Below are 26701 nucleotides of genomic sequence, written 5' to 3'. Positions count from 1 at the left end.
CGGGCGCGCCCTGTTTTGTTTACCCCCCCGGGGCCGGGGGGGGGGGGGGGGGGGCGGGGGGGGGGGGGGGGGCGGGGGGGGGGGGGGGGGGGGGGGGGGGGGGGGGGGGCCCGCCCGGCGGGTGCCGGGCGGCCCCGGTCGGTGCGCGAGGGGCGCCGGGGGCGGCCGGGCCGGGCCTCGGGGCCCGGCCGGGCCGGGGTCAGCCGAGCTTCACGTGCTCGCCCCACCAGTAGTCCGCGGGCACGTTCCACGACCGCAGCGGGGAGGCGAACTTGCCGGTGGCGTCCGGCTTGAAGGTGTAGAGCGCGGCGCGGCCGTCGCTGTAGCCGTAGAACGCGGCCACGTCGCTGCGGCCGTTGCCGTCGTAGTCGCCGGAGGCGATCTGCACGTTCTCGCCCCACCAGTTGTCCGCGGGCACGTTCCAGGAGCGCACCGGGGTGTTGAAGGTCCCGTCGGTCCTCGTGAGGAAGGTGTAGAGCGCGGCGCGGCCGTCGCTGTAGCCGTAGAACGCGGCGGCGTCGGCCCGGCCGTCGCCGTCGTAGTCGCCGGCGGTCAGCTTGACGTTGGAGAAGTTCCAGTTGCCCGGCTCCGTGGTCCAGGACTTCACGGGCGCCACGAAGCCGCCGTCGGTCGCGGACTTGAAGGTGAACATCGAGACGGTGCCGTCCTCGTAGCCGTACATGGCGGCGAGGTCGTCGCGTCCGTTGCCGTCGAAGTCGCCGACGGCGAGTTCGACGTTCTCGCCCCACCAGTAGTCCTCGGGGACGTTCCAGGAGCGCAGCGGGGTGCCGAACGCGCCGGTGGCGTCGGGCTTGAAGGTGTAGAGGGCGGCGCGGCCGTCGCTGTAGCCGTAGAAGGCCGCCACGTCGTCGCGTCCGTTGGCGTCGAAGTCGCCGGAGGCCAGCTTCACGTTCTCCGGCCACCAGTTGCCGGGCGCGGTCGTCCAGGACTTCACCGGGTCGGAGAAGCCGCCGTCGGCACGGGACTTGAAGGTGAACAGGGACACCGAGCCGTCGGCGTAGTCGTACATCGCGGCCAGGTCCGCCCGGCCGTTGCCGTCGTAGTCGCCGGCCGTGAGCTTGACGCTCTTGAAGGTCCAGTTGCCCGGCGGGCGCGTCCACGACTTCAGCGGCGCGTCGAAACCGCCGTCGGCCCGGGCGAGGAAGGTGAACAGCGCGACCGAACCGTCGCCGTAGCCGTACAGGGCGGCCACGTCGTCCCGGCCGTCGCCGTTGAAGTCCGCGTTCACCCGGGAGGAGGTGTCCTCCTTCGGGGCCTCCGCCTCCGGGATCGGGTCGTCCACGATGTTCTTCAGGCGGACCGGCGCGAAAGGTCCCTTACCCGCGTAGTACGGGTAGGGAAGGATGCGGTGGTGGACGCCGCTGGGGGTGAACTCGTAACCCCAGTAGGAAGTCTTGTCGGCGGTCGCCCACTCCTCGAAGAGGACGATGTGGCCGTCGGCGCCGGAGTCGTCGTCCAGCAGCGCGTCACCGGCCTTGAGTTCGGCCTTCGTTATCCATTCGGCCGTTCCGCCCGGGACGAAGTTCGGGGTGGCCAGGGAACTGCCGAGGCCCCAGGCCATCGAGACGTAGCCGGAGCAGTCCATCCGGTAGCCCTGGTAATAGTTCGTCCAGCTGTAGTCCAGGCCCTTGCCGACCCAGGACTTGGCCCGGGCGATGACCTCGCTGCGGGTGATCCCGGCGGTCGCGGCCAGGCCGCGCGCCCCCGCCCCCGTGCGGTACTCGTCGGGCACCGGGGTGACCTTGCCCTGGCCGGCGCCCGGGTACTCGTGCCCGCCGGCCCGCGCGGCCGGGTGGCCGCCGGCCGGCCCGGACTGCTGGGCGAACGCGGCGCCGGTGGCGCCGAGTCCGAGCGCCGTGGCCGCGCAGAGGGCGACGGTGACGCGGCGGGTCCTTCTGATCCTGCTCATTTTCTGCCTTTCGGAAAAGGAGTTCTCCTGCACGGGATTTCCGGCCCGGGAAGGGGCGGGGATTTCGTTCACTGCCAGCCGAGCGTGTCCTTGACGACCGGGACGACCGGGGCGTCCGGGGTGTCCGCCATCGCGCCGGTGCTGATTCCGGCGAACACGGACGCGAGGATCAGGAGGGCGGCGACACGGGCACGCAACATGACGAAGTCCTTTGCGGAGGAGGGGAATTCGACGGACCGGGAATCCGGATGACTGAAGCGTGCATCAGGCCCGCATTCCGGTGAAGCGATCCGGGCTGTCAGCATCGGGACACGTCCGGTTCGGGACACCGCCGGCGCCGGGCGGCCCTCTCCGCCCCGGGCCCCCTACGGCTCCGGGAACGGCGCCATCAGCGTCACCTCGCAGGAGACGGCCTCGTACCCCCACGCGGCGTGCCGGTCCAGCACGCGCGCGCACACCGCCGCGGCGGCGCGCTCGGCGGCGGCGAGGCTCTCCAGCCGGAGGAAGAGGCCGACGACGGTCTCCCGGCCGGAGACGGGGTGGACCACGGCGTGCTCCACGCCCTCGTCCCCAGCCGCCTCGTCGCGGAACTCCCGCGCCAACTCCCTTGGCACCGTGCCTTCGACGGCGCGGCGCAGCCACACGTGGACCAGATACATCCCTCGATGGTCCCGGGCCGCCCCGTGCATTCCCCGGGTCGGCGCAGTCCCCAAGCGGACATGGCCGGAACCTGCCAGAACCCTCGCTTCTTCCGTCACGGCAGGAAACCGGGGCCACAGGCCGTGTGATGATTCGTACACGTATCTATGGGGGGTACATACATGCTGGACGCACTGGGAATCGACACCCGAACGGAAAGCGTCTATCGGATGTTGCTTCAGCACGCCGACTGGGGGGTCGCGGAGCTGGCCGCCTCGCTCTCGCTGCCCGAGGCGGAGGTCCGGGAGGCACTCGGACGGCTCAGCGAACTCTCGCTGCTGCGTCCGTCCGCCACCGGGCACGCCCGCCTCCACGCGGTGAGCCCGGAGCTGGCGATGGAGTCGTTACTCGCCCGGCAGCAGGCGGAACTGCTCGCGCAGCAGCAGAAGCTGGAGGCGTCCAGAGCGGCGGCGGCCCAGCTGATCGCGGACTGGGTCGGCTTCCAGCCGGTGGGGGACTCCTCCGGGGTGGAGACGCTCGTCGGCGTGGACCGGATCCGCGACCGGCTGGCCGAGCTGAGCCGGCACGTCGACCACGAGATCATGGCGTTCGTCCCGGACGCGCCCGTCGAGAGCAACATCGAGGCGGCCAAACCGCTGGACGCGAGGACGCTCGCGCGCGGGATCCGGATGCGCACCCTCTACCCCGAGTCGATCCGCAACAGCCCGGCGGGCATGGCGTACGCGAACTGGCTCGCGTCCAAGGGCGGCGAGGTGCGCACCACCCCCGACGTGCCGGTCCGCATGACCGTCCTCGACCGCCGCGTCGCCGTCCTGCCGGTGTACGGCGAGAACAGCGGGCACAGCGCCGTGCTGCTCAGCGGCGACGGCACCCTCACCGCGCTGTGCACCCTGTTCGACCTCGCCTGGGACCGGGCCGACCGGCTCGGCGCGGCGCGCACGCGCGACCAGCGGGGGCTCACCTCGCAGGAGCGCGAGACCCTGCGGCTCCTGGAGCACGGCCACACCGACGAGACCATCGCGAAGCGGCTCGGCGTCTCCACCCGCACCACGCGCAGGACCGTGGCCGCGATCATGGACATGCTGGGGGCGCGGAGCCGCTTCCAGGCCGGGGCGATGGCCGCGCAGCGGGGCTGGATCGGCACCCCGGGGCACGCGCCGGACGGCCTCCCCGGCGCCCGGGACGCCCCTGCCGGCGGGCCCGCCGGCTGAGGGCCGCCCGGCGGCCTCCGGGCGACGGCGCGTCAGCTCGGCGCGTGGACTCGGGCCTTGCCGCTGCCGCGTCGCGAGCGTTCGACACTTTGGTCGGATAGCTTCCGTTCGTGAACATTCCTGTACGGAAACTGGCGGTGTTCGTTCTTCTGGGCGCCGCTCTCGTCGGCTGCGGCGACGGCGGCGCCCCGTCCCCCGCCCCCGCGCCCGCCCCCGCGGCGAAGACCGGGACCGCCTCCCGCGCCCCCGCGAGCCCCGCGCCCTCCGCGAGCGCCGCGGCCCGGCCGAAGCCCGGCGCCGGCCCCGCCGCGGCCCCGACCCTGGCACCGGCGGCCGGCGGACTCACCCCCGTCTACGCGCGCCGGACGGGCCGGAGCGCCGAGAAGGTCGTCGCGCTCACCTTCGACGCCGACATGACCGCCGACCAGGGCCCCCGGGCGGCGCGCGGCGAGCGCTTCGACAACCCGGAACTCATCGCCACCCTGCGCCGGCTGGAGGTGGACGCGACGATCTTCATGACGGGCCGCTGGGCGGAGGAGTACCCCGACCAGGCCCGGTCCATCGGCCGCGACCCCCGCTTCGAGATCGCCAACCACTCCTACAGCCACTACGCCTTCGCCGAGCCCTGCTACGGCCTCCCGACGGTCGCCGCACCGGACATGGCGGCCGACGTGCGGCGCGCCTTCGACTCCTTCCGCGACGCCGGCGCCGTCAACGTCGTGCCGTACTTCCGCTTCCCCGGCGGCTGCTACGACGACACCGCCCGCCGCGCGCTCGCCCCCGCCAGCGTCACCGCCGTCCAGTGGGACGTGGTCGGCGGCGACGCCTTCGCGAAGGACCCCGACGCGGTGGCCGAGCAGGTGCTCTCCGGCGTCCGCCCCGGCTCCCTCGTCGTGCTCCACTGCACCCGCAGCGCCGCCCCCGCCACCGAGCGGGCGATCCGCCGCGTGGTCCCCGAACTCCGGGCCCGCGGCTACCGCTTCGTGAAGGTGTCCGAGCTGATGCGCGCGGGCTGAGGGCCGGCCGGCTCAGCCGGAGCAGGCGTTGCGCTGGGCCTCCTGCCACTCGCAGACCGGGCACAGCACGATGCCCGGGGCCGACTCCGCGTACTCGGTCGGCTCCAGGCACAGCACGCAGCGGGCGTACGGCCCCTCGGCGGCCTTCGGCGGCCGGGGCGCGGGCTCGGGGGCACAGGAGGCGCCGGATTCCGTGGTCATGTCACCGAGGCTACTGCGGCGGCCCCGGGCGCTCACTCCAGCCGGGCGACGAACCGGCCGGAGAGGGCCGCCGTCACGGCGGCCAGGAGCACCGCCCCGGCGCAGGCCGCCCACGGCGCCGGGACCCCGCCGCCGGCCGTGACCAGGGCGGTGACCGCGTGCTTCGCCGGCGACCCGGTGGTCACCAGCGCGAGCAGGGAACCGAGGAGCAGCGCCGCGACCGACCGGCCCGGCGCCGCGACGAACGGCCGGGAGGCCAGCGCCCCGACGACCCCGCCGGTGAGCGCGCAGGCGGTGGTGGCGAGGAGGCCGGCGAGGGGCGCGGCCGCTCCGCCGGCGCCCGCCGGGTCGCCGGTGGCGGTCACCGCGGCGACCGCGGCCCCGCCCGCGAGCACCGGCCAGCCCGCGCCCGTGAGGAGGGCGGCCAGGTGCGCCCGGGACCGGCCGCCGGCCGCGGCGGTCACCGCCCGCGCGGCGGCCGGCTCCTGCGTCAGACAGATCCGCACCGCCCAGGCCGAGACCGGCACCAGCGCCGCCGCCGCGATCCCCAGCGACCCGGCCACCGGATCGCCCGGCCGGACGCCGACGGCGAGCACCGCCGCGTACAGCAGCAGCGGGGCGAGCCAGCGCTGGGACCGGAAGAAGAGCGCGGAGTGGTAGCGCAGCAGGGCGGTCACGGCGCCTCCCGGGGCGCGGCGGGGGCCGGCGCCGTCTCGGGCTCGACCCGGTGGACGTGCCAGGAGGCGGCCAGCAGCACGCGCAGCAGCGCGTCGGAGGCCGTCCCGTCCACCCGGAACAGCGTGCCCCCGCCGGTCGCCGCCGCCGTGGCCCCGCCGGGCAGCGGGTCGGGCAGCGGCAGGGAGCCGGAGGCGACGACGCGGACCGGCGCGGCGGGCGGCGCCCCCCGCGGCTCGGCCCGGACGCGGCCGGCCTCCACGCGGAGCGCCGTGTGGGCCTCGCCCGCCAGGCGGCGGGGGTCGTGGTCGACGAAGAGGACCGTGGCCCCGGCGGCGACCCGCTCGCGCACCGCGTCGTCGAGGACGGCGCGGGCGCCGGCGTCGAGCCCCGTCCACGCCTCGTCGAGCACCAGCAGGCCGGGCCCGGCGAGCAGGGCCTGGGCGACGGCCACCTTCTGCGCCGTGCCCTTGGAGAGGCCCGCGAGGGCGGTGCCGGCGTACGCGCCCGCGCCGAACCGCTCCAGCCACTCCCCCGCCCGGGCCCGGGCCGCGCCGGTGCGCAGGCCCCGGAGCCGGCCGAGGTGCACCAGGTAGCCGAGGGCCGTGAACGGCAGGGCGGGCGGGAAGCGCTCGGGGACGTACGCCGTCCGGGCCGGCCGGCCGGTGATCCGGCCCTCGGCGGGCGCGTCGACCCCGGCGACCAGCCGCAGCAGCGTCGACTTGCCGGCGCCGTTCGGCCCGCCGGCCCGGACGAGCCGGCCCGGCGGCAGCTCCAGGTCGACGCCGCGCAGCACCCACGGGCCGCGCGGGCCGTACCGGCGCCCGACGCCCGCGAGCCGCACGGGCTCCCGCTCTCCGACGTACGCGCTCATGGACGCGATCCTCGCCCGGCCGCACCCCCGGCCACAAGATCCCCCGGTCCCGGGCGGTGGCAGACTGGCCGGGTGAGCAGCAACGACACCGAGCCCCGCACCGATCCCCGCGACGAGAAGCCGCAGTTCGTCCTGCCCCTGGTGGTGCGCATCGAGAAGGACGCGCCCCCGGCCCGCACCGACGCCCTGGAGACCGCGGCCCGCGCCGTGCTCCGGCTCCTGACCGACGAGCGGGCGCACGGCGAGGGGGAATGGGCGCGGGCCGTCGCCGACTGGGAGGACGCCCGGATCCGCAAGGTCGTCCGGCGGGCGCGCGGCGCGGAGTGGCGGCGGGCCGGCGGCCTGCCCGGCATCACCGAGACCGGCGCGGCGGCGGAGGTGCGTGTCTTCCCGCCGATCCCGCTGGACGGCTGGCCCAAGGACCTGGCCAAGCTCCAGGTGTCGGGAACCGACCTCGACGACCCGGCGGAGCCCGGTCCGGTCCCGGAGGGCGCGGCGGTGCTCTGGATGAACCCCGGGCTCGGCATGTCGGCCGGCAAGGCGATGGCCCAGGCCGGGCACGGCGCGCAGCTGCTCTGGTGGGCCCTGGACGGGGCCGCCCGCACGGCCTGGCGGGAGGCCGGTTTCCCGCTCGCCGTCCGCACCGCGCCGGAGGCGGACTGGCCCGGCCTCGCCGCGAGCGGCCTGCCGGTCGTGCGGGACGCGGGCTTCACGGAGATCGCGCCGGGCAGCGCGACGGTGGTGTCGGCGTACCCCGGCGTCCTGGCCGCTCCGGGAAGCCGGTGACCGGGAACCTCAAATGAAGCTCTGAACCTCCTCCTCTTCGGGTTCGACCGGCTCCGCCGGGGTCATCACGTGGGTGACTGGGGACCGAAGGAGGGGGACATGACGGAACTCGGCATCGGCATCGGCTGGCGTCCCGAGATCGCGGACGCGGTCGAGGAGCTGCCCGGCGTCGACTGGGTGGAGGTCGTCGCGGAGAACGTGTGCGCCGGCCACCTGCCCGACTCGCTGGCCCGGCTGCGGGCCCGGGGCGTCACGGTCGTGCCGCACGGGGTGTCGCTGGGGCTCGGCGGGGCGGACCGGCCGGACCCGGAGCGGCTGGCCGCGCTCGCGGAGAAGGCGGAGGCGCTGGGGGCGCCGCTCGTCACCGAGCACATCGCGTTCGTCCGGGCCGGGGGGCCGCTGACCGCGAGCCCGCGCCTGGAGGCCGGGCACCTGCTGCCGGTCCCGCGCACCCGGGACGCCCTGGACGTGCTCTGCGAGAACGTGCGGATCGCGCAGGAGTCGCTGCCGGTGCCGCTGGCCCTGGAGAACATCGCCGCGCTCTTCTCCTGGCCCGGCGAGGAACTGTCGGAGGGGCGGTTCCTGGCGGAGCTGGTGGAGCGCACGGGGGTGCGGCTCCTCGTCGACGTCGCCAACCTGCACACCAACCACCGCAACCGCGGCGAGGACCCGGCGCGGGCGCTCGCCGAACTGCCGGTGGAGGCCATCGCCTACGTCCACGTGGCGGGCGGCGTCGAGCGGGACGGCGTCTGGCACGACACCCACGCCCACCCGGTCCCGCCGCCGGTCCTCGACATCCTGGCGGACCTCGCCGGCCGGGTCGCCCCGCCGGGCGTCCTGCTGGAGCGCGACGACCACTTCCCGCCCGCCGCCGAGCTGGCCGCCGAACTGACGGCGATCCGCGCGACGGTGACGGCGGCCCGGCGCCGTCCGGCACCCGCCGCCGCGCCGCACGACCGGTCCGCCTCGCGCCACGGCGCCGGCGCCGCCGCCCTGCGGACCGGCCGGGCCCTGACGGGCGGCGGCCCGCTCCTCATCGGCGCGGGCGCCCGCGTCTCCGGCGGCCTGATGCCGGCCGGGGCGCGTACGGCGGCCGCGGCCCCGCCCGCGCCCGCGCAGGCGCCGTCGGGCCGGGCCGCGGCGGAGAACGCTGCGGAGGGCACGCCGGAGGACACCGCCTCGTCCCCGGCCGGGGACGAGGCACGACAGAGAGTGGGGGTGGGGCAGGTGGCGGTGCTGTCGGCGCTGGTGGCGGGGACTCCGGTGCCCGAGGGCTTCGACGTGCGGCGGATGCGGGTGCAGAGCCGGGCGCTCGCGGGGAAGCGGGCCTCGGTCGTGGCGCGGATCGCGCCCGAGCTCCCGGAGATCCTCGGGGCGGGGTTCCGGCCCGCGTTCCTCGCGTACGCCCGGACCCGGCCCATGCCGGGGAGCTACCGGCGGGACGCGCTCGACTTCGTCGAGTCGCTGCTGCTGGACGAGCGGCCCGAACGGCGGGAGCTGACCCGCTGGTGGCGGGAGCGCACCGACAGCCGGCCGGCCGGCCTCGCCGGCCGCGTCGCGCGCGCCGCCCGGCTCGCGTTCGGGGGGCGGTGAACACCATGGGCCTCCTGCTCCTCGCCTTCCACCTGGCCGGTGCCGCCGCCGTCGCCCGGCTGGTGGTGCTCGCCCGCCGCGGTCGCGGCGGGTCCGGCGGTCCGGTCCGGGACGTCTACGAGGCGGCGTTCCTCGGCGGCGGTCCCGGCCGGGTCGCCGACACCGCGCTCGCCGCGATGCACCTGGACGGCCGGATCGTCATCGGCGGCCCCGGCGTGGTCGCCGTCGTCCGCCGGACCGCGCACGACCCGGTGGAGCGGGCGGTGCTCGACCTCCACGCGGCCGCCCCGAGCGGCTCGCTGCGCCTGCTGCGGCTCGGCGTGATGACCCACCCGGCGGTCCAGGAGATCGGCGACGACCTCGCCGCCCGCGGCCTGCTGACCGTGCCGGGCCCGCGCCGGGTCCTGCGGCGCTGGTGCGTCGGCGTGGCCCTGGCGGCGTTCCTGATGCTGCCGGTGTCGGCGGTGATCACCGTCGTGGAGTTCTCGTCGTCCGACGGGCCCTCGGTGCCGTTCTTCGTGAAGCTGCTGCCGCTGTTCTTCGTCTGCTTCGTCACGGCGCTGGTCTGCGGCACCACGTCCACCCGCCGGCTGAGCACGGCGGGGATCGAGGCGCTGGCCGCGTACCGGCGGGCGCACGGGTACGGCGGCGTCCACACCGTGGCGCTGGGCGGCATCCGGGCGCTGTCCGACCGGGACCTGTGGGAGCGGCTGCGGGAGGCGGCGCGCCCCCAGGGGTACGGCACGCCGCGCGCGGGCCGCGCCTCCTCCCCGTCCTCCTCCGACGCGAGCGCCGCCGCGGCCGTGGTGCTGTGGTGCGGGGGCGCGGCGACGGGCGGCGGGGACGGCTGGGGCCCGGACTCCGGGCCGGGGTGCGGCGGGGGCGGGTCGTCCTGCTCGTCCTCGTCGTGCGGCTCGTCCTCGTGCGGCTCCTCGTCGTCCTCGTGCGGCTCCTCGTCGTCCTCCTCGTGCGGTTCGTCGGGAGGCTCGTCCTGCGGGTCCAGCGGCTGAGCCGTACGGGTGGCGGGGGCGGCGGTCCTGCCGTACAACTCGATCATGGTGTGGATCCCGCTCCTCCTCCTCGCGTGCGTCGTGACCGCCGCCGCCTGCGCCCGGCTCTGCCGGGCGGCGATCGCCGCCGGCGGGACCGGCGCCGGGACGGCCGGGGACGCCCGGCTGACCCTGGGCGAGGCCGCGTTCCTCGCCGGCGGGCCGGGACGGGTGACCGATCTGACGCTGGTGTCGATGCACCGGGCCCGGCGGCTGCTGCTCGCGCGCACCGGCTGGGCCACCGTCGTCGACGGCTCCGGCGGCGGCGACGAGCTGGAGCGGGCGGTGCTCGGCGCGATCGGTCCGGAGGGACAGGCGCCGGTGCCGGGGCTGCGGCCCGCCGTGGCCGCCGCCGCGTGCGTGCGCCGGATCGAGGAGGGGCTGGTGGCGCGGGGGCTCGCGGTGCCGGCGCCGGGCCGGCGGGAGGTCGCGGCGGGGGCGCGGGCGGTGCGCGGGGCGTTCCTGCTGGCGCTGGCGCTGGGGGCGGTCGCGGTGCCGCTGGTGGCGGAGGCGGAGCGGATGCGGGTGCTCGCCGGGTTCGCGCTGCCGCTGACGGCCTCGGGGCTCTGTCTGCTGATCGGCCGGGCGGAGTCGTATCCGCGCAGCCCGTGGGCCTCGCACGCCGGTCAGCGGCTGCTCGCGGGGCTGTCGGCGGAGGATCCGCTCACGGCGCTCGCCACCCGGGGGCCGGCGGTGCTGGAGCCGGAGCTGCGGGCCGCGCTGGGGCCGCGGTGAGGGGAGGGGACGCCGGTGCGGCGCGCTCGCGCGCGCCGCACCCGGTGCCGGACCCGGTGTCGCTGGAGCGGCGGGCCATGGCGCGGCCGCCGTCTGATCTTCCGGGTCGAGAGGCGAACGCCCCGGCGGGGTGCCGGGGCGCCACCAGGTCGTGGGGCGGCCGTCAGGCCAGGCCCGCCACCAGGTCCGCGACGCTCTTGCGGCGGCCGGTGTAGAAGGGGACCTCCTCGCGGACGTGCATCCGGGCCTCGGAGGCGCGCAGGTGGCGCATGAGGTCGACGATGCGGTGCAGCTCGTCGGCCTCGAAGGCGAGGATCCACTCGTAGTCGCCGAGCGAGAAGGAGGCGACCGTGTTGGCCCGGACGTCCGGGTAGCCGCGGGCCATCTTGCCGTGGTCGGCGAGCATCCGGCGGCGGTCCTCGTCCGGCAGCAGGTACCAGTCGTAGGAGCGGACGAAGGGGTAGACCGAGACGTAGTCGCGCGGGGTCTCGTCGGCCAGGAAGGCCGGGATGTGCGACTTGTTGAACTCGGCCGGGCGGTGCAGCGCCATGTTCGACCAGACCGGCTCCAGGGCGCGGCCGAGCTTCGTGCGGCGGAAGAGGTTGTACGCCGCCTGGAGCTCGTCGCTCGTCTCGGCGTGCCACCAGATCATGACGTCGGCGTCGGCGCGCAGACCGGAGAGGTCGTACGTGCCCCGGACCGTGATGTCCTTCGCCGCGAGCTGGTCGAACAGCTCCTGGACCTCGTCGGCGTAGCCGGTCCGGTCGGCGGGCAGGACGTCGCGCAGCTTGAAGACGGACCACAGGGTGTAGCGGATGACCTCGTTGAGGTCCTTCGCCTTCTTACCGGCGTTCGGGATCTTTTCGGGCGCACTCATACGCCTATTCTCGCCCGTCACGAGGAGTGCCCCGCACCGGGGTGCCCCGTTTCCGGCGTGGCGATCATCTCGTCGGCCACGGCGTCCGCCGCGCGGTGGGCCGAGGCGACGCAGGCGGGGATGCCGACGCCGTCGTAGGCGGCGCCCGCGAGGCGCAGTCCGGGCAGGCCGGCGAGGGCGGAGCGGATCCGGGCGACCCGCTCCAGGTGCCCGACGGGGTACTGCGGCAGGCCGTCGGCCCAGCGGGTGACGGTGGTGGCGACGGGCCGGGCGGCGAGGCCGGTGGCGGCGGCGAGGTCCTTGAGGGAGGCGGCGGTCAGGTCCTCGTCGTCGCGGTGGAACTGCTCCTCCTCGCCGTGGCGGCCGACGGAGGTGCGGAGGACGAAGAGTTCGGGGGCGGCCTCGCCGACCCAGCGCCACTTCCGGCTGGAGAAGGTGGACGCCTTGATGGTGTGGCCGTCGACGGGCGGGACGAGGAAGCCGGAGCCGGGCAGCTCCGGGAGGTCGGCGCGGCGGAAGGCGAACGTGACCAGGGCCATGGAGGCGTAGTCGATCCCGCCGAGGAGCGCCGCGGCCTCGGGGGCGTGCCCGCCGAGGAGGCCCGCGGCGACGGGGGCGGGGGCGGCGAGGACGACGGCGTCCGCGTCGAGGGTCCGGTCCGGGGTGGCGACCCGCCAGCCGGTGGCGCCGGAGCGGAGCAGCGCGGTGGCCGGGGTGCCGGTGAGGATCGTGCCGCCGGCGGCGCGGACGGCGTCGGCGACGGCGCCGGGGAGGGTGCCGACGCCGCCGTCGAGGCCGGCGAAGACGGATCCGCCGAGGCCGGTGGCGGCGCCCGCGGCGTCGGCGGGGACGGCGGCGCCGGCCGCCTGCACGGCGCGGACGGCGGCGGTGAGGCTGGGGTGGCGGCGGGCGGCCTCGAAGAGGGCGGGGACGGCGGCCTTCATCGAGATGCGGTAGGCGTCGCCGGCGTAGACGCCGCCGAGGAGGGGTTCGACGAGCCGGTCGACGACCTCGTGGCCCATGCGTGCGGCGACGTACGCGCCGATGGCGGTGTCGTCGCCCAGCTCGGTGGGCGGGAGCTCCGGGTCCCGCCCGATCCGGCGCAGGGCCTCCTCGGAGAGGAGTCCCGCGACGGCGTCGGCGCTGCCGGGGACGCCCATGACGTGGCCCTTGGGCATGGGGACGAGCCGGCCGCGGGACCAGACGGAGGCGGTGGTGGTGGCGGGCGGCTGGAGCCGGTCGCCGAGGCCGACGCGCTCGGCGAGGGCGACGGCCTCGGGGCGGCGGGCGAGCAGGGACTCGGCGCCGAGGTCCACGGGGGCGCCGGCGATCTCCCCGGCGAGCAGCTTGCCGCCGAGCCGGCCGCCGGCCTCCAGGAGGGTGACGCGCGCGCCGGCGGCGAGCAGCCGGAGGGCGGCGGCGAGGCCGGTGATGCCGCCGCCGACGACGACGGCATGAGGTCCGGCGTGGGGGCCCGTGGTGTCCGCGTTCATGGCCCCACTCTCTCAAATCGCCTCCGAGCCCCGCTCCGGGGCGGGCGGGCGAGCGCGGCGGGGAGCCGCCGCCCGGCGGGGAGCCGGACGGGACGGCCCCGTAGCGTGGGCGCATGAGCGAACGACTGGTGATCATCGGCGGCGACGCGTCGGGCATGTCCGCCGCGTCGCAGGCGCGCAGGCTCAAGGGGCCCGGGGAGCTGGAGATCACGGCCTTCGAGCGGGGCCGGTTCTCCTCGTACTCGGCCTGCGGGATCCCGTACTGGGTCGGGGGCGACGTGGCCGGGCGCGAGGAACTGATCGCCCGCTCCCCCGAGGAGCACCGGGCGCGCGGGATCGACCTGCGGACGCGGACCGAGGTGACGGAGATCGACCTGGCCGGGCAGCGGGTTCTGGCCAGGGACCTGGCGGCCGGCACGGAGACGTGGACGGGCTTCGACAAGCTGGTGGTCGCGACCGGCGCGCGGCCGTCCCGGCCGGCGGTGCCGGGGATCGACGCGGCGGGCGTGCACGGGGTGCAGACGCTGGAGGACGGGCAGGCGCTGCTGGACTCGCTGGCCGAGGCGGCGGGCCGGCGGGCGGTGGTCGTGGGCGCCGGGTACATCGGCGTGGAGATGGCCGAGGCGCTGCTGAACCGGGGGTACGAGGTGACCGTCCTCAACCGGGGCGAGCAGCCGATGTCCACGCTCGACCCGGACATGGGCCGGCTGGTGCACACGGCGATGGACGGGCTCGGGATCCGGACGGTCGGCTCGGCGGCGGTGACGGAGATCCTCACCGGGGACGACGGGCGGGTCAGGGCGGTGGCCACGGACGACGGCGCGTACCCGGCGGACGTGGTGGTGCTCGGGACGGGCGTGGTTCCGGAGACCTCGCTGGCGAGGGCGGCGGGGCTGCCGGTCGGCGCGCACGGCGGGCTGCTGACCGACCTGGCGATGCGGGTGCGGGGGCAGGAGAACGTGTGGGCCGGCGGGGACTGCGTGGAGGTCCTCGACCTGGTGTCGGGCCGGGAGCGGCACGTGCCGCTGGGCACCCACGCCAACAAGCAGGGGCAGGTCATCGGCTCGAACGTGGGCGGCGACTACGCGACCTTCCCCGGGGTGGTGGGGACGGCGGTGTCGAAGGTCTGCGACCTGGAGATCGCCCGGACGGGGCTGCGCGAGAAGGACGCCCGGGAGGCCGGGCTGCGGTACGTGGCGGTGACCGTGGAGTCGACGAGCCGGGCGGGCTACTACCCCGGGGCGGCGCCGATGACGGTGAAGATGCTGGCCGAGCGGCGGACCGGGCGGCTGCTCGGGGTGCAGATCGTGGGCCGGGAGGGCGCGGCGAAGCGGGTGGACGTCGCGGCGGTGGCGCTGACCGCCGGGATGACGGTGGAGGGGGTGGCGGCGCTGGACCTGGGGTACGCGCCGCCGTTCTCGCCGGTCTGGGACCCGGTGCTGATCGCGGCCCGCAAGGCGGTGGCGGCGGTGCGCTCGTGGACGTACGCGACGAGGCGGGTGAGGGCGTCGGGGTCCATGGACGGCATGACGCCGTGGCCCAGGTTGAAGACGTGCCCCTCCAGGTCCTTCGCGGCGGCCAGGACCTCGTCCGTCTTCGCCTCGACGACCTCGGTGGAGGCGAAGAGGACGGCGGGGTCGAGGTTGCCCTGGAGGGCCTTGCCGGGGCCGACGCGGCGGGCTGCCTCGTCGAGCGGGACGCGCCAGTCGACGCCGACGACGTCCGCCCCGGCCTCGCCCATGAGGCCGAGGAGCTCGCCGGTGCCGACGCCGAAGTGGATGCGCGGGACGCCGTAGCCGGCGACCGCGTCGAAGACCTTGGCGGAGGCCGGGAGGATCGAGCGGCGGTAGTCGGCGGGGGCGAGGGCGCCGACCCAGGAGTCGAAGAGCTGGATCGCGGAGGCGCCGGCCTCGATCTGCACCCTGAGGAAGGCGGAGGTGATCTCGGCGAGGCGGTCGAGCAGGTCGGCCCAGAGCTGCGGGTCGCCGTACATGAGCGCCTTGGTGTGCTCGTGGTTGCGGGACGGGCCGCCCTCGACGAGGTAGCTCGCGAGGGTGAAGGGCGCGCCGGCGAAGCCGATGAGCGGGGTGTCGCCGAGCTCCTCGGTGAGCATGCCGATGGCCTCGGTGACGTAGTGCACGTCGTCGGGGGTGAGGTCGCGCAGCCGGTCGAGGTCGGCGCGGGTGCGGATCGGGTCGGCGACGACGGGGCCCACGCCGGGCTTGATGTCGAGGTCGAGGCCGATGGCCTTGAGCGGGACGACGATGTCGCTGAAGTAGATGGCGGCGTCGACCTCGTGGCGGCGGACGGGCTGGAGGGTGATCTCCTTGACCAGCTCGGGCCGCATGCAGGACTCCAGCATGGGGATGCCCTCGCGGACCTTCAGGTACTCGGGGAGGGAGCGCCCCGCCTGCCGCATGAACCAGACCGGGGTGTGGGGCACGGGCTCGCGCCGGCACGCCTTGAGGAACGCGGAGTCGTAAGTCCGCGACTGCTGCTTCGTCTGCTGGCCCGTCGGGCTGTTCATGGCGCTCACGCCCAAATCTTCGCATGTGGCCGGAAGCCGCTCGTGCCGGGCGGGTGTCCCTCCCCGCATGGCGGCCCCGTTCCGCCTACTCTTCCCCGCATGGCTGCGGCTCAGGGACATTTTTCCGATCATTCCGACGGCATGCGAGGGACGGGCGACGAGGCGGACAGTACGGCGGGGACCCCGGTGCCGCCGGCGTTCCGGCGGGCGGTGGACGCCCTGCGGACGGCACGGCTGCGGTCCGAGATGGAGGTCGAGCCGACCCGCCCGCCGCAGCGGCTCGCGCCGTACGCGTACGCGGTGGAGGCGGCGGTCGTCGACGGCGAGGAGGACCTCGCGGACGGGCGGCTCGTGCTGCTGCACGACCCGGCGGGCCACGAGGCGTGGAAGGGCACCTTCCGGCTGGTGACGCTGGTGCGGGCGGAGCTGGAGCCGGAGATGGCGGCGGACCCGCTGCTGCCGGAGGTGTGCTGGTCGTGGCTGACCGGGGCCCTGGAGGCGCGGGGGCTGGCGTACGGGGAGGCGAGCGGGACGGTCACGATGGCGGGCTCGCACTACTTCGGCGGGCTCGCGGAGCGGCGGCCCGCCACCCAGATCGAGATCCGGGCCTCCTGGACGCCCCGGGAGGGGCTCGGCGGGGTGCCGGACACGGCGGCGCACCTGGCGGCCTGGTCCGACCTGCTGTGCCAGATCGCGGGCCTGCCGCCGGCCCCGGCCGAGCCGCCGGGCGCGCCGGGGCCGGCGGGGTCGCCGGGTCCGGCGGGGACGGTGTCGGGGGCGGGGGTCGTCTCGCTGCCCCAGCGCCGGGGGCCGCAGGGGGCCTGAGCGCGGTGCGGACAGGTGTGTGAGAGGGGCCCTCCGGGGCCCCTCCTCGCGTTCGTACGGGGTCCCCCGTGGGGGTGAGGGAGCGGGGGCCGCTCGTAGGATGATCGATCGCTCGTCCGAATTGCCCTAATTGTTACTCACTAAATCGTGATCTTTCCCTAAAGGCGGGCGGCCCCTCTGCCGAAAGAGTCATTGACCCCTTCGGCAGCGGGGGTCCACCCCCGGCTTCTTCCCCGAGCCGACTCCGTCCCCTCCCCTCACCCTCAGGAGGCCGAGTGTCCGTTCTGCTCGAGCAGCCCGCCAGCCTGGTCGCCTACCGCCCGAACAAGCCGACGGCCATGGTCGTCGTGGCCGACCCGCGCGTCCGCTCCACCGTCACCCGCCACCTGTGGGCGCTCGGCGTGCGGGACGTGATCGAGGCGTCGTCCATCGCGGAGGCCCGTCCCCGCGTCGGCAACCCGCGCGACATCTGCGTGGCCGACGTCCACCTTCCCGACGGCAGCGGCCTCACCCTGCTGTCCGAGACCCGCGCCGCCGGCTGGCCCAACGGCCTCGCCCTCTCGGCCGCCGACGACATCGGCGCGGTGCGCAACGCGCTCGCCGGCGGCGTGAAGGGCTACGTCGTCACCGGCACGCGGACCAATATCGGCCACCCGACGCGCCCCGGCGCCGCGCCCATCGGCGCCGCGGCCGCCCGGCTCGGCCACCGCCGCCCCCCGGGTGCCCCGAGCCACCCGGGCGGCTACCGCGAGCTCTCCGGCCGCGAGGTCGAGGTGCTCCGACTGGTCGCGGAGGGCCAGTCCAACAAGGCCATCGGCGTCTCCATGGGGCTCTCGGCGCTCACCGTGAAGAGCCACCTCGCCCGGATCGCCCGCAAGCTGGGCACCGGCGACCGGGCCGGCATGGTCGCCGTGGCGCTGCGGACCGGGATCATCCACTGACGGCGGCGTGACGGAAACACGACGCCTGGCGACGGAACGTTTCCGTCGGCAGGCGTTCGCCGTCGGGACGTTCCGACGGCGGGCGCTTGCCGTCGGCGGATACCCTTGACAGGTGACCGACGCCCAAGAGACCGCAGCAGACACCGCACTGCGCACCACCGGGGGCGGCCCCCCGGACGACGACGTCCCTGTGAATGGGCTTCCGATCCCGTTGCTGGAGCCCAGGGAGGGCATCCCGCCGGTCGTCGCGAGCGACGAGGCCCTGGCCGGGGTGATCGCGGCCTTCGCCGCCGGGCGCGGACCCGTCGCCGTCGACGCCGAGCGCGCCTCCGGGTACCGCTACGGCCAGCGCGCCTACCTCGTCCAGCTCCGCCGCGAGGGCGCGGGCTCCGCGCTGATCGACCCCGTCGGCTGCCCCGACCTCTCCGGCCTGGGCGAGGCCCTCGGCGGCGCCGAGTGGATCCTGCACGCCGCCACCCAGGACCTGCCCTGCCTGCGCGACATAGGCATGCGCCCCTCCTCCCTCTTCGACACCGAGCTGGCCGGCCGGCTCGCGGGCTTCCCCCGCGTCGGCCTCGGCGCGATGGTCGAGTCCGTCCTCGGCTACGCCCTGGAGAAGGGCCACTCGGCGGTGGACTGGTCGACCCGCCCGCTCCCCGAGCCCTGGCTGCGCTACGCCGCCCTCGACGTCGAGCTCCTGGTCGACCTGCGCGACGCGCTGGAGAAGGAGCTGGACCGGCAGGGGAAGCTGGAGTGGGCCCGCGAGGAGTTCGAGGCCATCGCCGCCGCCCCGCCCGCCCCGCCGCGCAAGGACCCCTGGCGCCGCACCTCCGGCATGCACAAGGTGCGCCGCCGCCGCCAGATGGCGGTCGTGCGGGAGCTGTGGACGGCCCGCGACCGGGTCGCCCAGCGGCGCGACGTCTCCCCCGGCAAGGTGCTGAGCGACGCGGCGATCATCGAGGCCTCGCTCGCCGTGCCGGTGAACGTGGCCGCGCTCACCGCGCTGCCCGGCTTCGGGCACCGGATGGGCCGGCGCCAGCTGGAGCAGTGGCAGGCCGCGATCGACCGCGCCCGGGCGCTGCCCGAGAGCGAGCTGCCGCAGCCGGGCCAGCAGCCGGCCGGCCCCCCGCCGCCGCGCGCCTGGGCCGACAAGGACCCGGCCGCCGCCGCCCGGCTCGCCGCCGCCCGGGCCGGCGTCACGGCCCTGGCCGAGCGGCTGCACCTCCCGCAGGAAAACCTGATCACCCCGGACACCGTCCGCCGGATCTGCTGGGAGCCGCCCGCCGTCGCGGACCCGGACACCGTCGCCGCCGCCCTCGCCTCCCACGGCGCCCGCCGCTGGCAGGTCGGCCTGGTGACGCCCCTGCTGGTGGAGGCGCTGGCGGCGAAGGGCTGAGGCCCGTGCCCCGCCGCGTACGAGAAGCCCCCGGCACCCCCTCGGTGCCGGGGGCTTCGCCCTGCCCGGGGGTGTGACCTTCGCCGCTTGGCCCTCAGGGGGTGGGCAGCCTGGTTACCCACAAGTAGCATGGAGGAAGCAAGCGCACGCTTAGTGGTGTGCGCCGCAGCAGTGCCGTCCCGCACCTGGAGGAGAGCCATCGTGCCTCGTACCGTCAGGGACGTCGTCTTCGTCGACGGCGTCCGCACCCCGTTCGGCAAGGCGGGCCCGAAGGGCATCTACCACGAGACCCGCGCCGACGACCTCGTCGTGAAGGCCATCCGGGAGCTGCTGCGCCGCAACCCGGCCCTCGACCCGGCGAAGATCGACGAGGTCGCGATCGCCGCGACGACCCAGATCGGCGACCAGGGCCTCACCCTCGGCCGCACCGCCGGCATCCTCGCGGGCCTCCCGCAGTCGGTGCCCGGCTACTCCATCGACCGCATGTGCGCCGGTGCCCTCACCGCCGTCACCTCGGTCGCCGGCTCCATCGCCTTCGGCGCCTACGACGCCGTCATCGCCGGCGGTGTCGAGCACATGGGCCGCCACCCCATGGGCGAGGGCGTCGACCCGAACCCGCGCTTCGTCAGCGAGAAGCTGGTCGACGAGTCCGCCCTCTTCATGGGCATGACCGCCGAGAACCTGCACGACCGCTACCCGAGCATCACCAAGCAGCGCGCCGACGAGTACGCCGTGCGCTCGCAGGAGAAGGCCGCCAAGGCCTACGCGGACAACAAGATCCAGCCCGACCTGGTGCCGATCTCCGTCCGCCGCACCAACGCCGAGGCGGGCGAGACCGGCTGGGGCCTGGTCACCGCCGACGAGCCGATGCGCCCGGGCACCACCCTGGAGTCGCTGGCCAACCTGAAGACGCCGTTCCGCGTCCACGGCAACGTCACCGCGGGCAACGCGGCCGGCCTCAACGACGGCGCCACCGCCTCGATCATCGCCTCCGAGGACTTCGCCCGAGAGAACGGCCTCCCGGTCAAGATGCGGCTCGTCTCCTACGCCTTCGCCGGCGTGGAGCCCGAGGTCATGGGCTACGGCCCGATCCCGGCGACCGAGAAGGCCCTCGCCCAGGCCGGCCTGTCCATCGAGGACATCGGCCTCTTCGAGATCAACGAGGCCTTCGCGGTCCAGGTGCTCGCCTTCCTGGAGCACTACGGCATCGCCGACGACGACGCCCGCGTGAACCAGTACGGCGGCGCGATCGCCTACGGTCACCCGCTCGCCTCCTCCGGCGTCCGTCTGATGACGCAGCTGGCCCGCCAGTTCGAGGAGCACCCGGAGGTCCGCTACGGCCTCAACACGATGTGCGTCGGCTTCGGCATGGGCGCCACGGTCATCTGGGAAAACCCCCACTGGGAGGGCAAGTGAGCACCACCGCCGAGCTTCTGAAGGGCGCCGCCGAGCTCTTCCCGGACGAGGTCGTGACCTCGGCCCACGTGCGGCACTTCGAACTGCCCGCGGGCGCGGGCCGGTTCGCGCTGATCACACTGGACAACGGCTTCGACCACACCAAGCCGACCACCTTCGGCCCGCAGTCGCTGGCCAACCTGAACACCGCGATCGACCAGGTCGAGGCCGAGGCCGCGAACGGTGAGATCGTCGCCGCCGGCATCACCGGCAAGCCGTTCATCTTCGCCGTCGGCGCCGACCTCAAGGGCGTCGAGCTGCTGAAGAAGCACGACGAGGCGCTCGCCATCGGCAAGGGCGGCCACGACGTCTTCAAGCGGCTGTCCGCGCTCGCCGTGCCGACCTTCGCGTACTACAACGGCGCGGCCATGGGCGGCGGCGTCGAGGTCGGTCTGCACTGCACCTACCGCACCGTGTCGAAGGCCCTCCCGGCCTTCTCGCTCCCCGAGGTCTTCCTCGGCCTGGTGCCCGGCTGGGGCGGCTGCGCGATCCTCCCGAACCTGATCGGCGCCGAGAAGGCCGTCCAGGTCATCATCGAGAACTCGCTGAACCAGAACCGCCAGCTCAAGGGCAAGCAGGTCTTCGAGCTCGGCATCGCCGACGCCCTCTTCGAGGGCGCCGACTTCCTGGAGCAGTCGCTCGTCTGGACCGCCGGCGTGCTCAACGGCACCGTCGCGGTCGAGCGCCCGGAGATCGACCGGGGCGAGGGCTGGGACGCCGCCGTCGCCAAGGGCCGCGCGATCGCCGACTCCAAGGTGCACGGCGCCGCCCCCGCCGCCTACCGCGCCCTCGACATCATCGAGGCCGCCAAGGACGGCGACCTGCAGAAGGGCTTCGACGCCGAGGACCAGGCCCTCGCGGACCTGATCATGGGCGGCGAGCTCCGCTCCGGCATCTACGCCTTCAACCTGGTGCAGAAGCGCGGCAAGCGCCCCGCCGGCGCCCCGGACAAGTCGCTGGCGCGCCCGGTCACCAAGGTCGGCGTCGTCGGCGCCGGTCTGATGGCCTCCCAGCTCGCCCTGCTCTTCCTGCGCCGCCTGGAGGTGCCGGTCGTCCTGACCGACATCGACCAGGAGCGCGTCGACAAGGGCGTGGGCTACGTCCACGGCGAGATCGACAAGCTGCTCGGCAAGGGCCGCATCAACCAGGACAAGGCCAACCGCCTCAAGGGCCTGGTCTCCGGCGTCCTCGACAAGGCCGAGGGCTTCGCGGACGCGGACTTCGTCATCGAGGCCGTGTTCGAGGAGATGTCCGTCAAGCAGAAGGTGTTCGCGGAGGTCGAGGCGGTCGCCCCGGCGCACGCGATCCTCGCCACCAACACCTCCTCCCTGTCGGTCTCCGAGATGGCGTCGAAGCTGAAGCACCCGGAGCGCGTGGTCGGCTTCCACTTCTTCAACCCGGTCGCCGTCCTGCCGCTCCTGGAGATCGTCAAGGGCGAGCAGACCGACGACGCCTCCCTCGCCACCGCCTTCGGCGTGGCGAAGAAGCTGAAGAAGACCGCGGTCCTCACCAAGGACGCCCCGGCGTTCGTCGTGAACCGCATCCTGACCCGCTTCATGGGCGAGATCCAGAACGTCATCGACGAGGGCACCTCCGTCGAGACGGCGGAGAAGGCGGTGGAGCCGCTCGGCCTGCCGATGTCCCCGCTGGTCCTCCTGGAGCTCGTCGGCCCGGCCATCGGCCTGCACGTCTCCGAGACCCTGAACCGCGCCTTCCCGGAGCGCTTCACGGTCTCCCCCAACCTGAAGGCCGTCGTCGAGGCCGGCAAGCGCGGCTTCTACGTCTACAAGCCGGAGAACGGCTTCAAGCCGGAGCTCGACCCCGAGGTCGCCGCGCTGCTCGAGCAGGGCGACACCGTCCTCACCGAGCAGCAGGTCCGCGACCGCGTCCTCGACGCGGTGGCGCAGGAGATCGGCCTCATGCTGGAGGAGGGTGTCGTCGCCGAGGCGCAGGACATCGACCTCTGCCTGATCACCGGTGCCGGCTGGCCCTTCCACCTGGGCGGCATCACGCCGTACCTGGACCGCGAGGGCGTCTCCGAGCGCGTCAACGGCAAGCGTTTCCTGGCGCAGGGCGTGGCGAGCGTCCCGGCGGCGTAACGGGCCGCACGCACGAGAAGGGGCCGGTGGCACCACGCCACCGGCCCCTTCCGCCGTACCGGGACGCGCGTACTACCAGCGCCCGTCGAAGGGGTAGTGGTCGCACTTCTCGCCGCAGCGCTCGCGGCCGGCGGCGGAGGTGCGCAGGAAGCTGTCCTCCGGGACGCCGAGGACCCGGATGTCGACCGGGGCGGCGTCGGAGTGCCGTGAGCCGGAGACCGACACGAACTCGACGCGGTAGGAGCCGGGCCGCCAGCTGTGCGGGTGGCGCAGGGACCAGGTGCCGTCCTCGGCGACGGCGGCCTCGCCGATCAGCCGCTCGCCCTCCAGGGCCGCCACCTTGGTGACGCCGGGGGCGGCGGTACCGCTGAAGCGGGGGCGCGGGTTGACCCAGGAGCCGTTCACCGGGGCGGTCACCACGGGCGGCGGGACCCGGTCGGTGACCTCGAAGCGGAGCGAGGCGGCCGGGGTGACGCCGCCGGCCGCCGTGACCCCGACGACCTGCACGACGTGCTCGCCGGGCGGCCAGCTCAGCACCCGGCGCCAGAGGAAGCGGCCCCGGCCGTTGGCGGCGGCACCGCCCAGGTAGCCGCCGTTCTCGAAGAAGAGCAGGTACGTGACCTCGGGGCCGGCGTGGCCGGTGAACTTCTGGAGCCGGTCGGCGGGCCGGTCGGGGGCCGGGGCGGTGAGGACCGGGGCGGTTCCCACGCGTTCGGCTGCGTGCAGCGCGCCCTCGGGGCCCACCACCGTGAACTCGGCGGCGACCGGAGGGTACTCGCCCGGGGTGAGGGTGGCCGGTTCGATCGTGCCCGGGGGGACGCCCGGCGCCCGGTCGAGGGCGGAGGCCAGGATCCGGGCCACCTCGCGCGCGCCCTCCGCGTTCAGTCGCGTCGCGTCGGCCACCCCGTCCGGGTGCTCCTCGTACAGTCCGGCGTCGAACCAGCGGAAGTACCGCTTGGCCCGGGCCGGACCCAGCTCCTGGAGGAGCCGGGTGGTGTGCGCGTTCATGTCGACGAGGACCGCTCCGGTCTCGGCCGCTGCCTCCCTGACGGCCCGGGGGTGGCCGTCGCGCGTGTCCTCGACCCTGCCCTCGGCGTCGAAGACGCAGCGCGCGGCGGGGGTGAGCAGGACGGGGACGGCCCCTTCGGCCCGGATGCCCGCCACGAACAGCGCCAGGAACTCCCGGAGTTCCCGTCCGCCGTGGTAGCGGGCCGGGTTCCCGATCCGCTGCTCCGCTCCCCCGAAGTCGAGGACGACCAGGTCGCCCGGCTCCAGCAGGTTGAGCAGGGTGGCGAAGCGCTCGGTGTAGTAGGACCGGGCCGTCATCCCGTCCCGGGCGAAGTTCCGCACCTCCCAGCCGGGGGCGAGGAACTCGTGCAGGTACTGGCCCCAGCCGGCGACCGGCCCCTCGGCCGCCGTCCGCGAGGTGGCGACGGAGGCGCCGAGGACGCAGATCTTGTTCACGACGCGGACCTCCGGTTCACAGGGGCCAGGCGGGCAGCTGCGCCGCGTGGAAGCGCAGGTTGCGCGGCGAACCGGTCTCGAACTGGCTTGCTATGGGGAAGTAGCTGGGCAGGAAGGCGGCCAGGGTGGCGTCCTGCTCGTCCTCCGAGACGTCCCCGTCGTGGAAGTCGTTGAGGCAGAACACGTCGTTCGGGCGGGAGGCCAGCAGCACGTTGAGCTTCTTGACCTGCTCGCTCAGACCGACGTTGACGAAGCCGGAGGAGATCCGGCCGGGCACGCTGCGGCCGGTGTGGTAGCCGAAGTAGTGGTGGAGCGAGGAGGCGACGGAGACGTCGGTGGGGCTGCGCAGCTGGTTGTGGGCCGTGCGGGTCAGCGCCTCGGGGAAGTGGGTCTCCAGGTCCGCCATCACGCTGCGGCGCAGCGGGTGGGGGGCGTGGATGAAGGAGTTCACCAGGGTCTGCCCGAACATGCCCTCGATGAGTTCGCGGTTGTTCTTCGCGGCGATGCGGCTGAACTCGTCGCCCTCCATGGCCGGTCCCATCGGGATGGCGTTGGAGGACATGAAGTGCTTCGAGGCGCCGTTGCCGAGGAAGAAGAGCGAGGGCTGGAGCGGGCGGGCCGCGAACACGTCGTCGTTGAAGTAGAGGAAGTGCTCGGCGAGGCCCTCGATGTGGTGCAGCCGGCTCTCGATGGCGTGCGAGTTGTACGTGGGCAGGGCGCCCTGCCCGGCGAAGATCTCAGTGTGGTCGACCACCCGCACCCGGGGGTGCGAGGTGTCCAGCCACGGGGGCACCTGCCGGTCGGTGACCAGGTAGATGTTGCGGATCCAGGGGGCGTACATGTCGAGGGAGCGCAGCGAGTAGCGCAGCTCGTCGCGGTTGCGGAAGCGGGCGGCGCTGGTGGCGGCGTCCTCGGTGACGATGCCGAGGGAGGCGAGGACCGCGTTCTTGCGCTCCAGCCAGTTCACGTCGGAGCCGTCGACCCAGGTGTAGACGGCGTCGACCGGGAAGGGCACGTCGTGGTGGAGGACGTGGGTGTAGGGCTCGATGGTGGGGTACTGGCGGCCGCCGAGGACCGTCGGGCGGCGGCGCATGGCGTTGCGGGGGACCCGCTGGCCGATGAGGGTGCGGCGCGGCGAGAGGAAGAAGTCCGGCTCCTCCTCGTCGTTGTACCAGAAGGAGACGAGGCAGCCGTAGGTGGCGCCGAGCCGGAGCGTGCCGGTGGCGGAGACGGCCGGGGTGTAGACGCGGACGCCGGAGCACTCGGTGTTCACGTGGTCGCCGGCCAGGCCGGCCAGCGTGGTGACCACGGTGGTGTCGGCGTCGTTCAGCAGGCCCACGTAGACCAGGCCGTCCCGGTACCGGTCGGCGAGGGCCTTGAGGACGGGGCCGCGGTAGTCGGCGTGGACGGCGATGCTGTGCCGGATCTTGGTGTCCCGGACCAGGAAGTACGGGACCCCCGCGGCGTCCAGGGCCTCGGCGGTCATCACCAGGTTGGCGTAGGCGATGTCGAAGGGCGACTCGGAGTCGATCACCCGGCAGACCTGGCCGCCGTTGCGGACGAGGGTGCGGTCGCGCTTGAGCAGGCGCTCCTCCGCCTCCTTGAAGGCGCGGGCGCGGACGGTGCCCCGGGGGGCGGGGGCCGCCGCCCGGGCGGCCCCGTCGTTGCCGCCGAGGAGGGCCTGGGCGGCCGTCCGGGCGGCCCGGTCGCGGGCGCGGCGGCCCGCCGCGCGGTCGGCGGCGAGCTCCTGGAGGAGCCGCTCCCAGCCGGCGGTGGAGTCGGCGGGGGCGAAGCGTCCGGCGTGGCCCGCCGCCTCCGCGCCGAGGCCGAGGCGCAGCCGTTCGTCCTCCATGAGGCGCGTCAGGCGCTCGGCGAGGAGGTCGGTGTCGTCGGCGGGGACGAGCAGGCCGGTGCGGCCGTCGACGACGAGTTCGCGGACGACGCCGGGGGTGTCCTGCGCGAGGACCGGGACGCCGGCCGCCTGGGCCTCCATGAGGGAGTAGCCGACGGCGTCGGTGCGGGCGGTGCTGAGCGCGAGGGAGGCCTTGGCCCACTCCTCGGAGGGGTGCGTGGACTCGCCGACGAGCTGGACGCTGCCGTGCAGGCCGAGCTGGTCGCGGCGGCGACGCAGGGTGCCGCCGAGTGGTCCGTCGCCGAGGATCCGCAGGGTCCAGGTGGGGTGGAGGGGCGCGGCCTTGGCCCAGGCGGCGAGGGCCGTGTCGACGCCGGAGTTCTCCTCCAGCCGGGCGGCGAGGGTGACGATCCGGGTCTGCAGCGTGGAGCGCGGGCGGAAGCCCTCGGGGAGCGAGGGGGCGACGACGTGGAGGCGGGGGGCGGCGGCGCCGAAGGTCTCCTGGTACCACTCGTGGGAGGAGGGGCCGGGCAGGACGACGGCGTCGAAGCCCGCCGTGTGGCGCAGCAGCGGCTCGATCCCGGTGGCGTCCTCGGCGTGGGAGGCGGCCTGCTCCAGGTGGACGAGGAGGGTGTGGGCGGGGGCGAAGCGGGCCGCGAGGGCCATCAGTCCCGGGGTGGTGGTGACCAGGACGTCGGTGTCGAGGGTGGTGAGGGCGTACTCGGTCTCGATGTCGGAGAGCCGGTTGTGGCGGTCGTCCCAGCGGCGCTCGACGAGTTCGCTGGGGCGGGCGGCGAGCGCGGCGGCGAAGGCCTCGTCGGGGCCGTCGGGGCGGACCGCGCGCTGCTGCGGTCCCGCGGCCTCGACGAGGAAGGTGACGGGGACGCGTCCGTCGTACGGGGTGAAGCGGCGGCGCCGCGCCTTGAAGACGCTGAGGACGGCGACCTCGTGGCGCCCGGCGAGTTCGGAGGCCTGGTGGAGGACCGCGCGCTCGGGGTCACCGAGGACGTCGACGGCATGGAGCAGGAACGTTACTTTCACG

At 75.0% G+C, this 26701-nt stretch carries 21 protein-coding genes and 2 pseudogenes; 12 read left to right on the top strand and 11 right to left on the bottom strand.

Annotation, left to right across the window (positions count from 1 at the left end; translation table 11 throughout):
* Positions 1-199: 199 nt before the first annotated feature.
* From ACFW6A_RS33620 to ACFW6A_RS33610, 3 genes are all read right to left on the bottom strand, one after another.
* The gene (locus ACFW6A_RS33620) at positions 200-1930 is read right to left on the bottom strand and encodes an FG-GAP-like repeat-containing protein (protein WP_386645317.1); all 1731 of its coding nucleotides are present in this window, start codon (positions 1928-1930) and stop codon (positions 200-202) included.
* 68 nt (positions 1931-1998) lie between these two features.
* Positions 1999-2130: a hypothetical protein gene (locus ACFW6A_RS33615; protein ID WP_351853514.1), complete on the bottom strand. Its 132-nt coding sequence runs from the start codon at positions 2128-2130 to the stop codon at positions 1999-2001.
* A 165-nt stretch (positions 2131-2295) separates the two neighbouring features.
* Complete coding sequence (locus ACFW6A_RS33610; RefSeq protein ID WP_351853517.1) at positions 2296-2589, bottom strand: hypothetical protein; 294 nt, start codon at positions 2587-2589, stop codon at positions 2296-2298.
* A 210-nt stretch (positions 2590-2799) separates the two neighbouring features.
* On the opposite strand from ACFW6A_RS33610, the gene ACFW6A_RS33605 reads away from it, so the two are divergent.
* A complete protein-coding gene (locus tag ACFW6A_RS33605; RefSeq protein ID WP_351853519.1) occupies positions 2800-3801 on the top strand; it encodes a helix-turn-helix transcriptional regulator in 1002 nt (333 codons plus the stop codon).
* Positions 3802-3932: 131 nt separating this feature from the next.
* Positions 3933-4817, top strand: coding sequence for a polysaccharide deacetylase family protein (locus tag ACFW6A_RS33600; RefSeq protein WP_386645320.1), 885 nt, complete (start codon positions 3933-3935; stop codon positions 4815-4817).
* Positions 4818-4829: 12 nt separating this feature from the next.
* Here the strand turns inward: ACFW6A_RS33600 and ACFW6A_RS33595 are convergent, their stop codons facing one another.
* From ACFW6A_RS33595 to ACFW6A_RS33585, 3 genes are read right to left on the bottom strand one after another with little or no spacing between them, the layout of a single operon-like run.
* Positions 4830-5018 carry a hypothetical protein gene (locus ACFW6A_RS33595; protein WP_200428624.1) on the bottom strand — a complete coding sequence of 63 codons (189 nt, stop codon included), beginning with the start codon at positions 5016-5018 and terminating at the stop codon, positions 4830-4832.
* 32 nt (positions 5019-5050) lie between these two features.
* Positions 5051-5695 (bottom strand): ABC transporter, encoded by a 645-nt coding sequence (locus ACFW6A_RS33590; RefSeq protein WP_351853521.1) that lies wholly within the window; start codon positions 5693-5695, stop codon positions 5051-5053.
* Positions 5692-6567: an ABC transporter ATP-binding protein gene (locus ACFW6A_RS33585; protein ID WP_351853524.1), complete on the bottom strand. Its 876-nt coding sequence runs from the start codon at positions 6565-6567 to the stop codon at positions 5692-5694. Before ACFW6A_RS33585 ends, ACFW6A_RS33590 begins: the two co-directional genes overlap by 4 nt.
* Before the next feature lie 72 nt (positions 6568-6639).
* Between ACFW6A_RS33585 and ACFW6A_RS33580 the strand changes: the two genes are divergently transcribed.
* The 4 genes from ACFW6A_RS33580 (at position 6640) to ACFW6A_RS33565 (ending at position 10730) form a co-directional block, all read left to right on the top strand.
* On the top strand, positions 6640-7353 hold the full coding sequence (locus tag ACFW6A_RS33580) for a peptidyl-tRNA hydrolase (protein ID WP_386645312.1): 714 nt from the start codon (positions 6640-6642) through the stop codon (positions 7351-7353).
* Between the two features lie 99 nt (positions 7354-7452).
* On the top strand, positions 7453-8946 hold the full coding sequence (locus tag ACFW6A_RS33575; protein ID WP_386645309.1) for a DUF692 family multinuclear iron-containing protein: 1494 nt from the start codon (positions 7453-7455) through the stop codon (positions 8944-8946).
* Between the two features lie 5 nt (positions 8947-8951).
* Entirely contained in the window at positions 8952-9956 is a 1005-nt protein-coding gene (locus ACFW6A_RS33570) for a TIGR04222 domain-containing membrane protein (protein WP_351853533.1), read from the top strand.
* Between the two features lie 45 nt (positions 9957-10001).
* A complete protein-coding gene (locus tag ACFW6A_RS33565) occupies positions 10002-10730 on the top strand; it encodes a TIGR04222 domain-containing membrane protein (RefSeq protein ID WP_351853536.1) in 729 nt (242 codons plus the stop codon).
* A 163-nt stretch (positions 10731-10893) separates the two neighbouring features.
* Here ACFW6A_RS33565 and hemQ read toward each other — a convergent pair whose 3' ends face one another.
* Positions 10894-11607, bottom strand: a complete 714-nt coding sequence (hemQ, locus tag ACFW6A_RS33560) for a hydrogen peroxide-dependent heme synthase (RefSeq protein ID WP_351853539.1) — start codon at positions 11605-11607, stop codon at positions 10894-10896.
* A 17-nt stretch (positions 11608-11624) separates the two neighbouring features.
* Positions 11625-13100 carry a protoporphyrinogen oxidase gene (hemG, locus tag ACFW6A_RS33555; RefSeq protein ID WP_351853542.1) on the bottom strand — a complete coding sequence of 492 codons (1476 nt, stop codon included), beginning with the start codon at positions 13098-13100 and terminating at the stop codon, positions 11625-11627.
* A 113-nt stretch (positions 13101-13213) separates the two neighbouring features.
* On the opposite strand from hemG, the pseudogene ACFW6A_RS33550 reads away from it, so the two are divergent.
* A pseudogene (locus tag ACFW6A_RS33550) lies at positions 13214-14578 on the top strand (FAD-dependent oxidoreductase); the annotation flags it as partial.
* Here ACFW6A_RS33550 and hemE read toward each other — a convergent pair.
* Positions 14566-15636: pseudogene (gene hemE / locus ACFW6A_RS33545) on the bottom strand (uroporphyrinogen decarboxylase); the annotation flags it as partial. The pseudogenes ACFW6A_RS33550 and hemE sit on opposite strands and share 13 nt — an antisense overlap.
* A 90-nt stretch (positions 15637-15726) precedes the next feature.
* Between hemE and ACFW6A_RS33540 the strand changes: the two are divergent.
* The 5 genes from ACFW6A_RS33540 to ACFW6A_RS33520 all read left to right on the top strand — a co-directional run bounded on the left by ACFW6A_RS33540 (position 15727) and on the right by ACFW6A_RS33520 (position 22343).
* Positions 15727-16452 (top strand): DUF3000 domain-containing protein, encoded by a 726-nt coding sequence (locus ACFW6A_RS33540; RefSeq protein WP_351853549.1) that lies wholly within the window; start codon positions 15727-15729, stop codon positions 16450-16452.
* Positions 16453-16727: 275 nt separating this feature from the next.
* Positions 16728-17393: a response regulator transcription factor gene (locus tag ACFW6A_RS33535; RefSeq protein WP_015037008.1), complete on the top strand. Its 666-nt coding sequence runs from the start codon at positions 16728-16730 to the stop codon at positions 17391-17393.
* Positions 17394-17505: 112 nt separating this feature from the next.
* Positions 17506-18789, top strand: coding sequence for a ribonuclease D (locus ACFW6A_RS33530; protein WP_351853552.1), 1284 nt, complete (start codon positions 17506-17508; stop codon positions 18787-18789).
* 201 nt (positions 18790-18990) lie between these two features.
* A complete protein-coding gene (locus tag ACFW6A_RS33525) occupies positions 18991-20205 on the top strand; it encodes an acetyl-CoA C-acyltransferase (RefSeq protein WP_351853555.1) in 1215 nt (404 codons plus the stop codon).
* Positions 20202-22343 carry a 3-hydroxyacyl-CoA dehydrogenase NAD-binding domain-containing protein gene (locus ACFW6A_RS33520; RefSeq protein ID WP_351853557.1) on the top strand — a complete coding sequence of 714 codons (2142 nt, stop codon included), beginning with the start codon at positions 20202-20204 and terminating at the stop codon, positions 22341-22343. Before ACFW6A_RS33525 ends, ACFW6A_RS33520 begins: the two co-directional genes overlap by 4 nt.
* A gap of 72 nt (positions 22344-22415) precedes the next feature.
* Here ACFW6A_RS33520 and ACFW6A_RS33515 read toward each other — a convergent pair whose 3' ends face one another.
* Together ACFW6A_RS33515 and ACFW6A_RS33510 are read right to left on the bottom strand one after the other, a co-directional pair.
* On the bottom strand, positions 22416-23807 hold the full coding sequence (locus ACFW6A_RS33515) for a GDSL-type esterase/lipase family protein (protein ID WP_351853560.1): 1392 nt from the start codon (positions 23805-23807) through the stop codon (positions 22416-22418).
* Positions 23808-23823: 16 nt separating this feature from the next.
* Entirely contained in the window at positions 23824-26700 is a 2877-nt protein-coding gene (locus ACFW6A_RS33510; RefSeq protein WP_386645304.1) for a stealth conserved region 3 domain-containing protein, read from the bottom strand.
* Position 26701: the final 1 nt, after the last annotated feature.

Origin of the sequence: Streptomyces sp. NPDC058758 (assembly GCF_042746075.1) — a bacterium.
In the GTDB taxonomy this organism is placed as follows: Bacteria; Actinomycetota; Actinomycetes; order Streptomycetales; family Streptomycetaceae; genus Streptomyces.
Note: the sequence above shows the minus strand (reverse complement) of the source record. Positions and strands in the feature narration are given on the sequence as shown.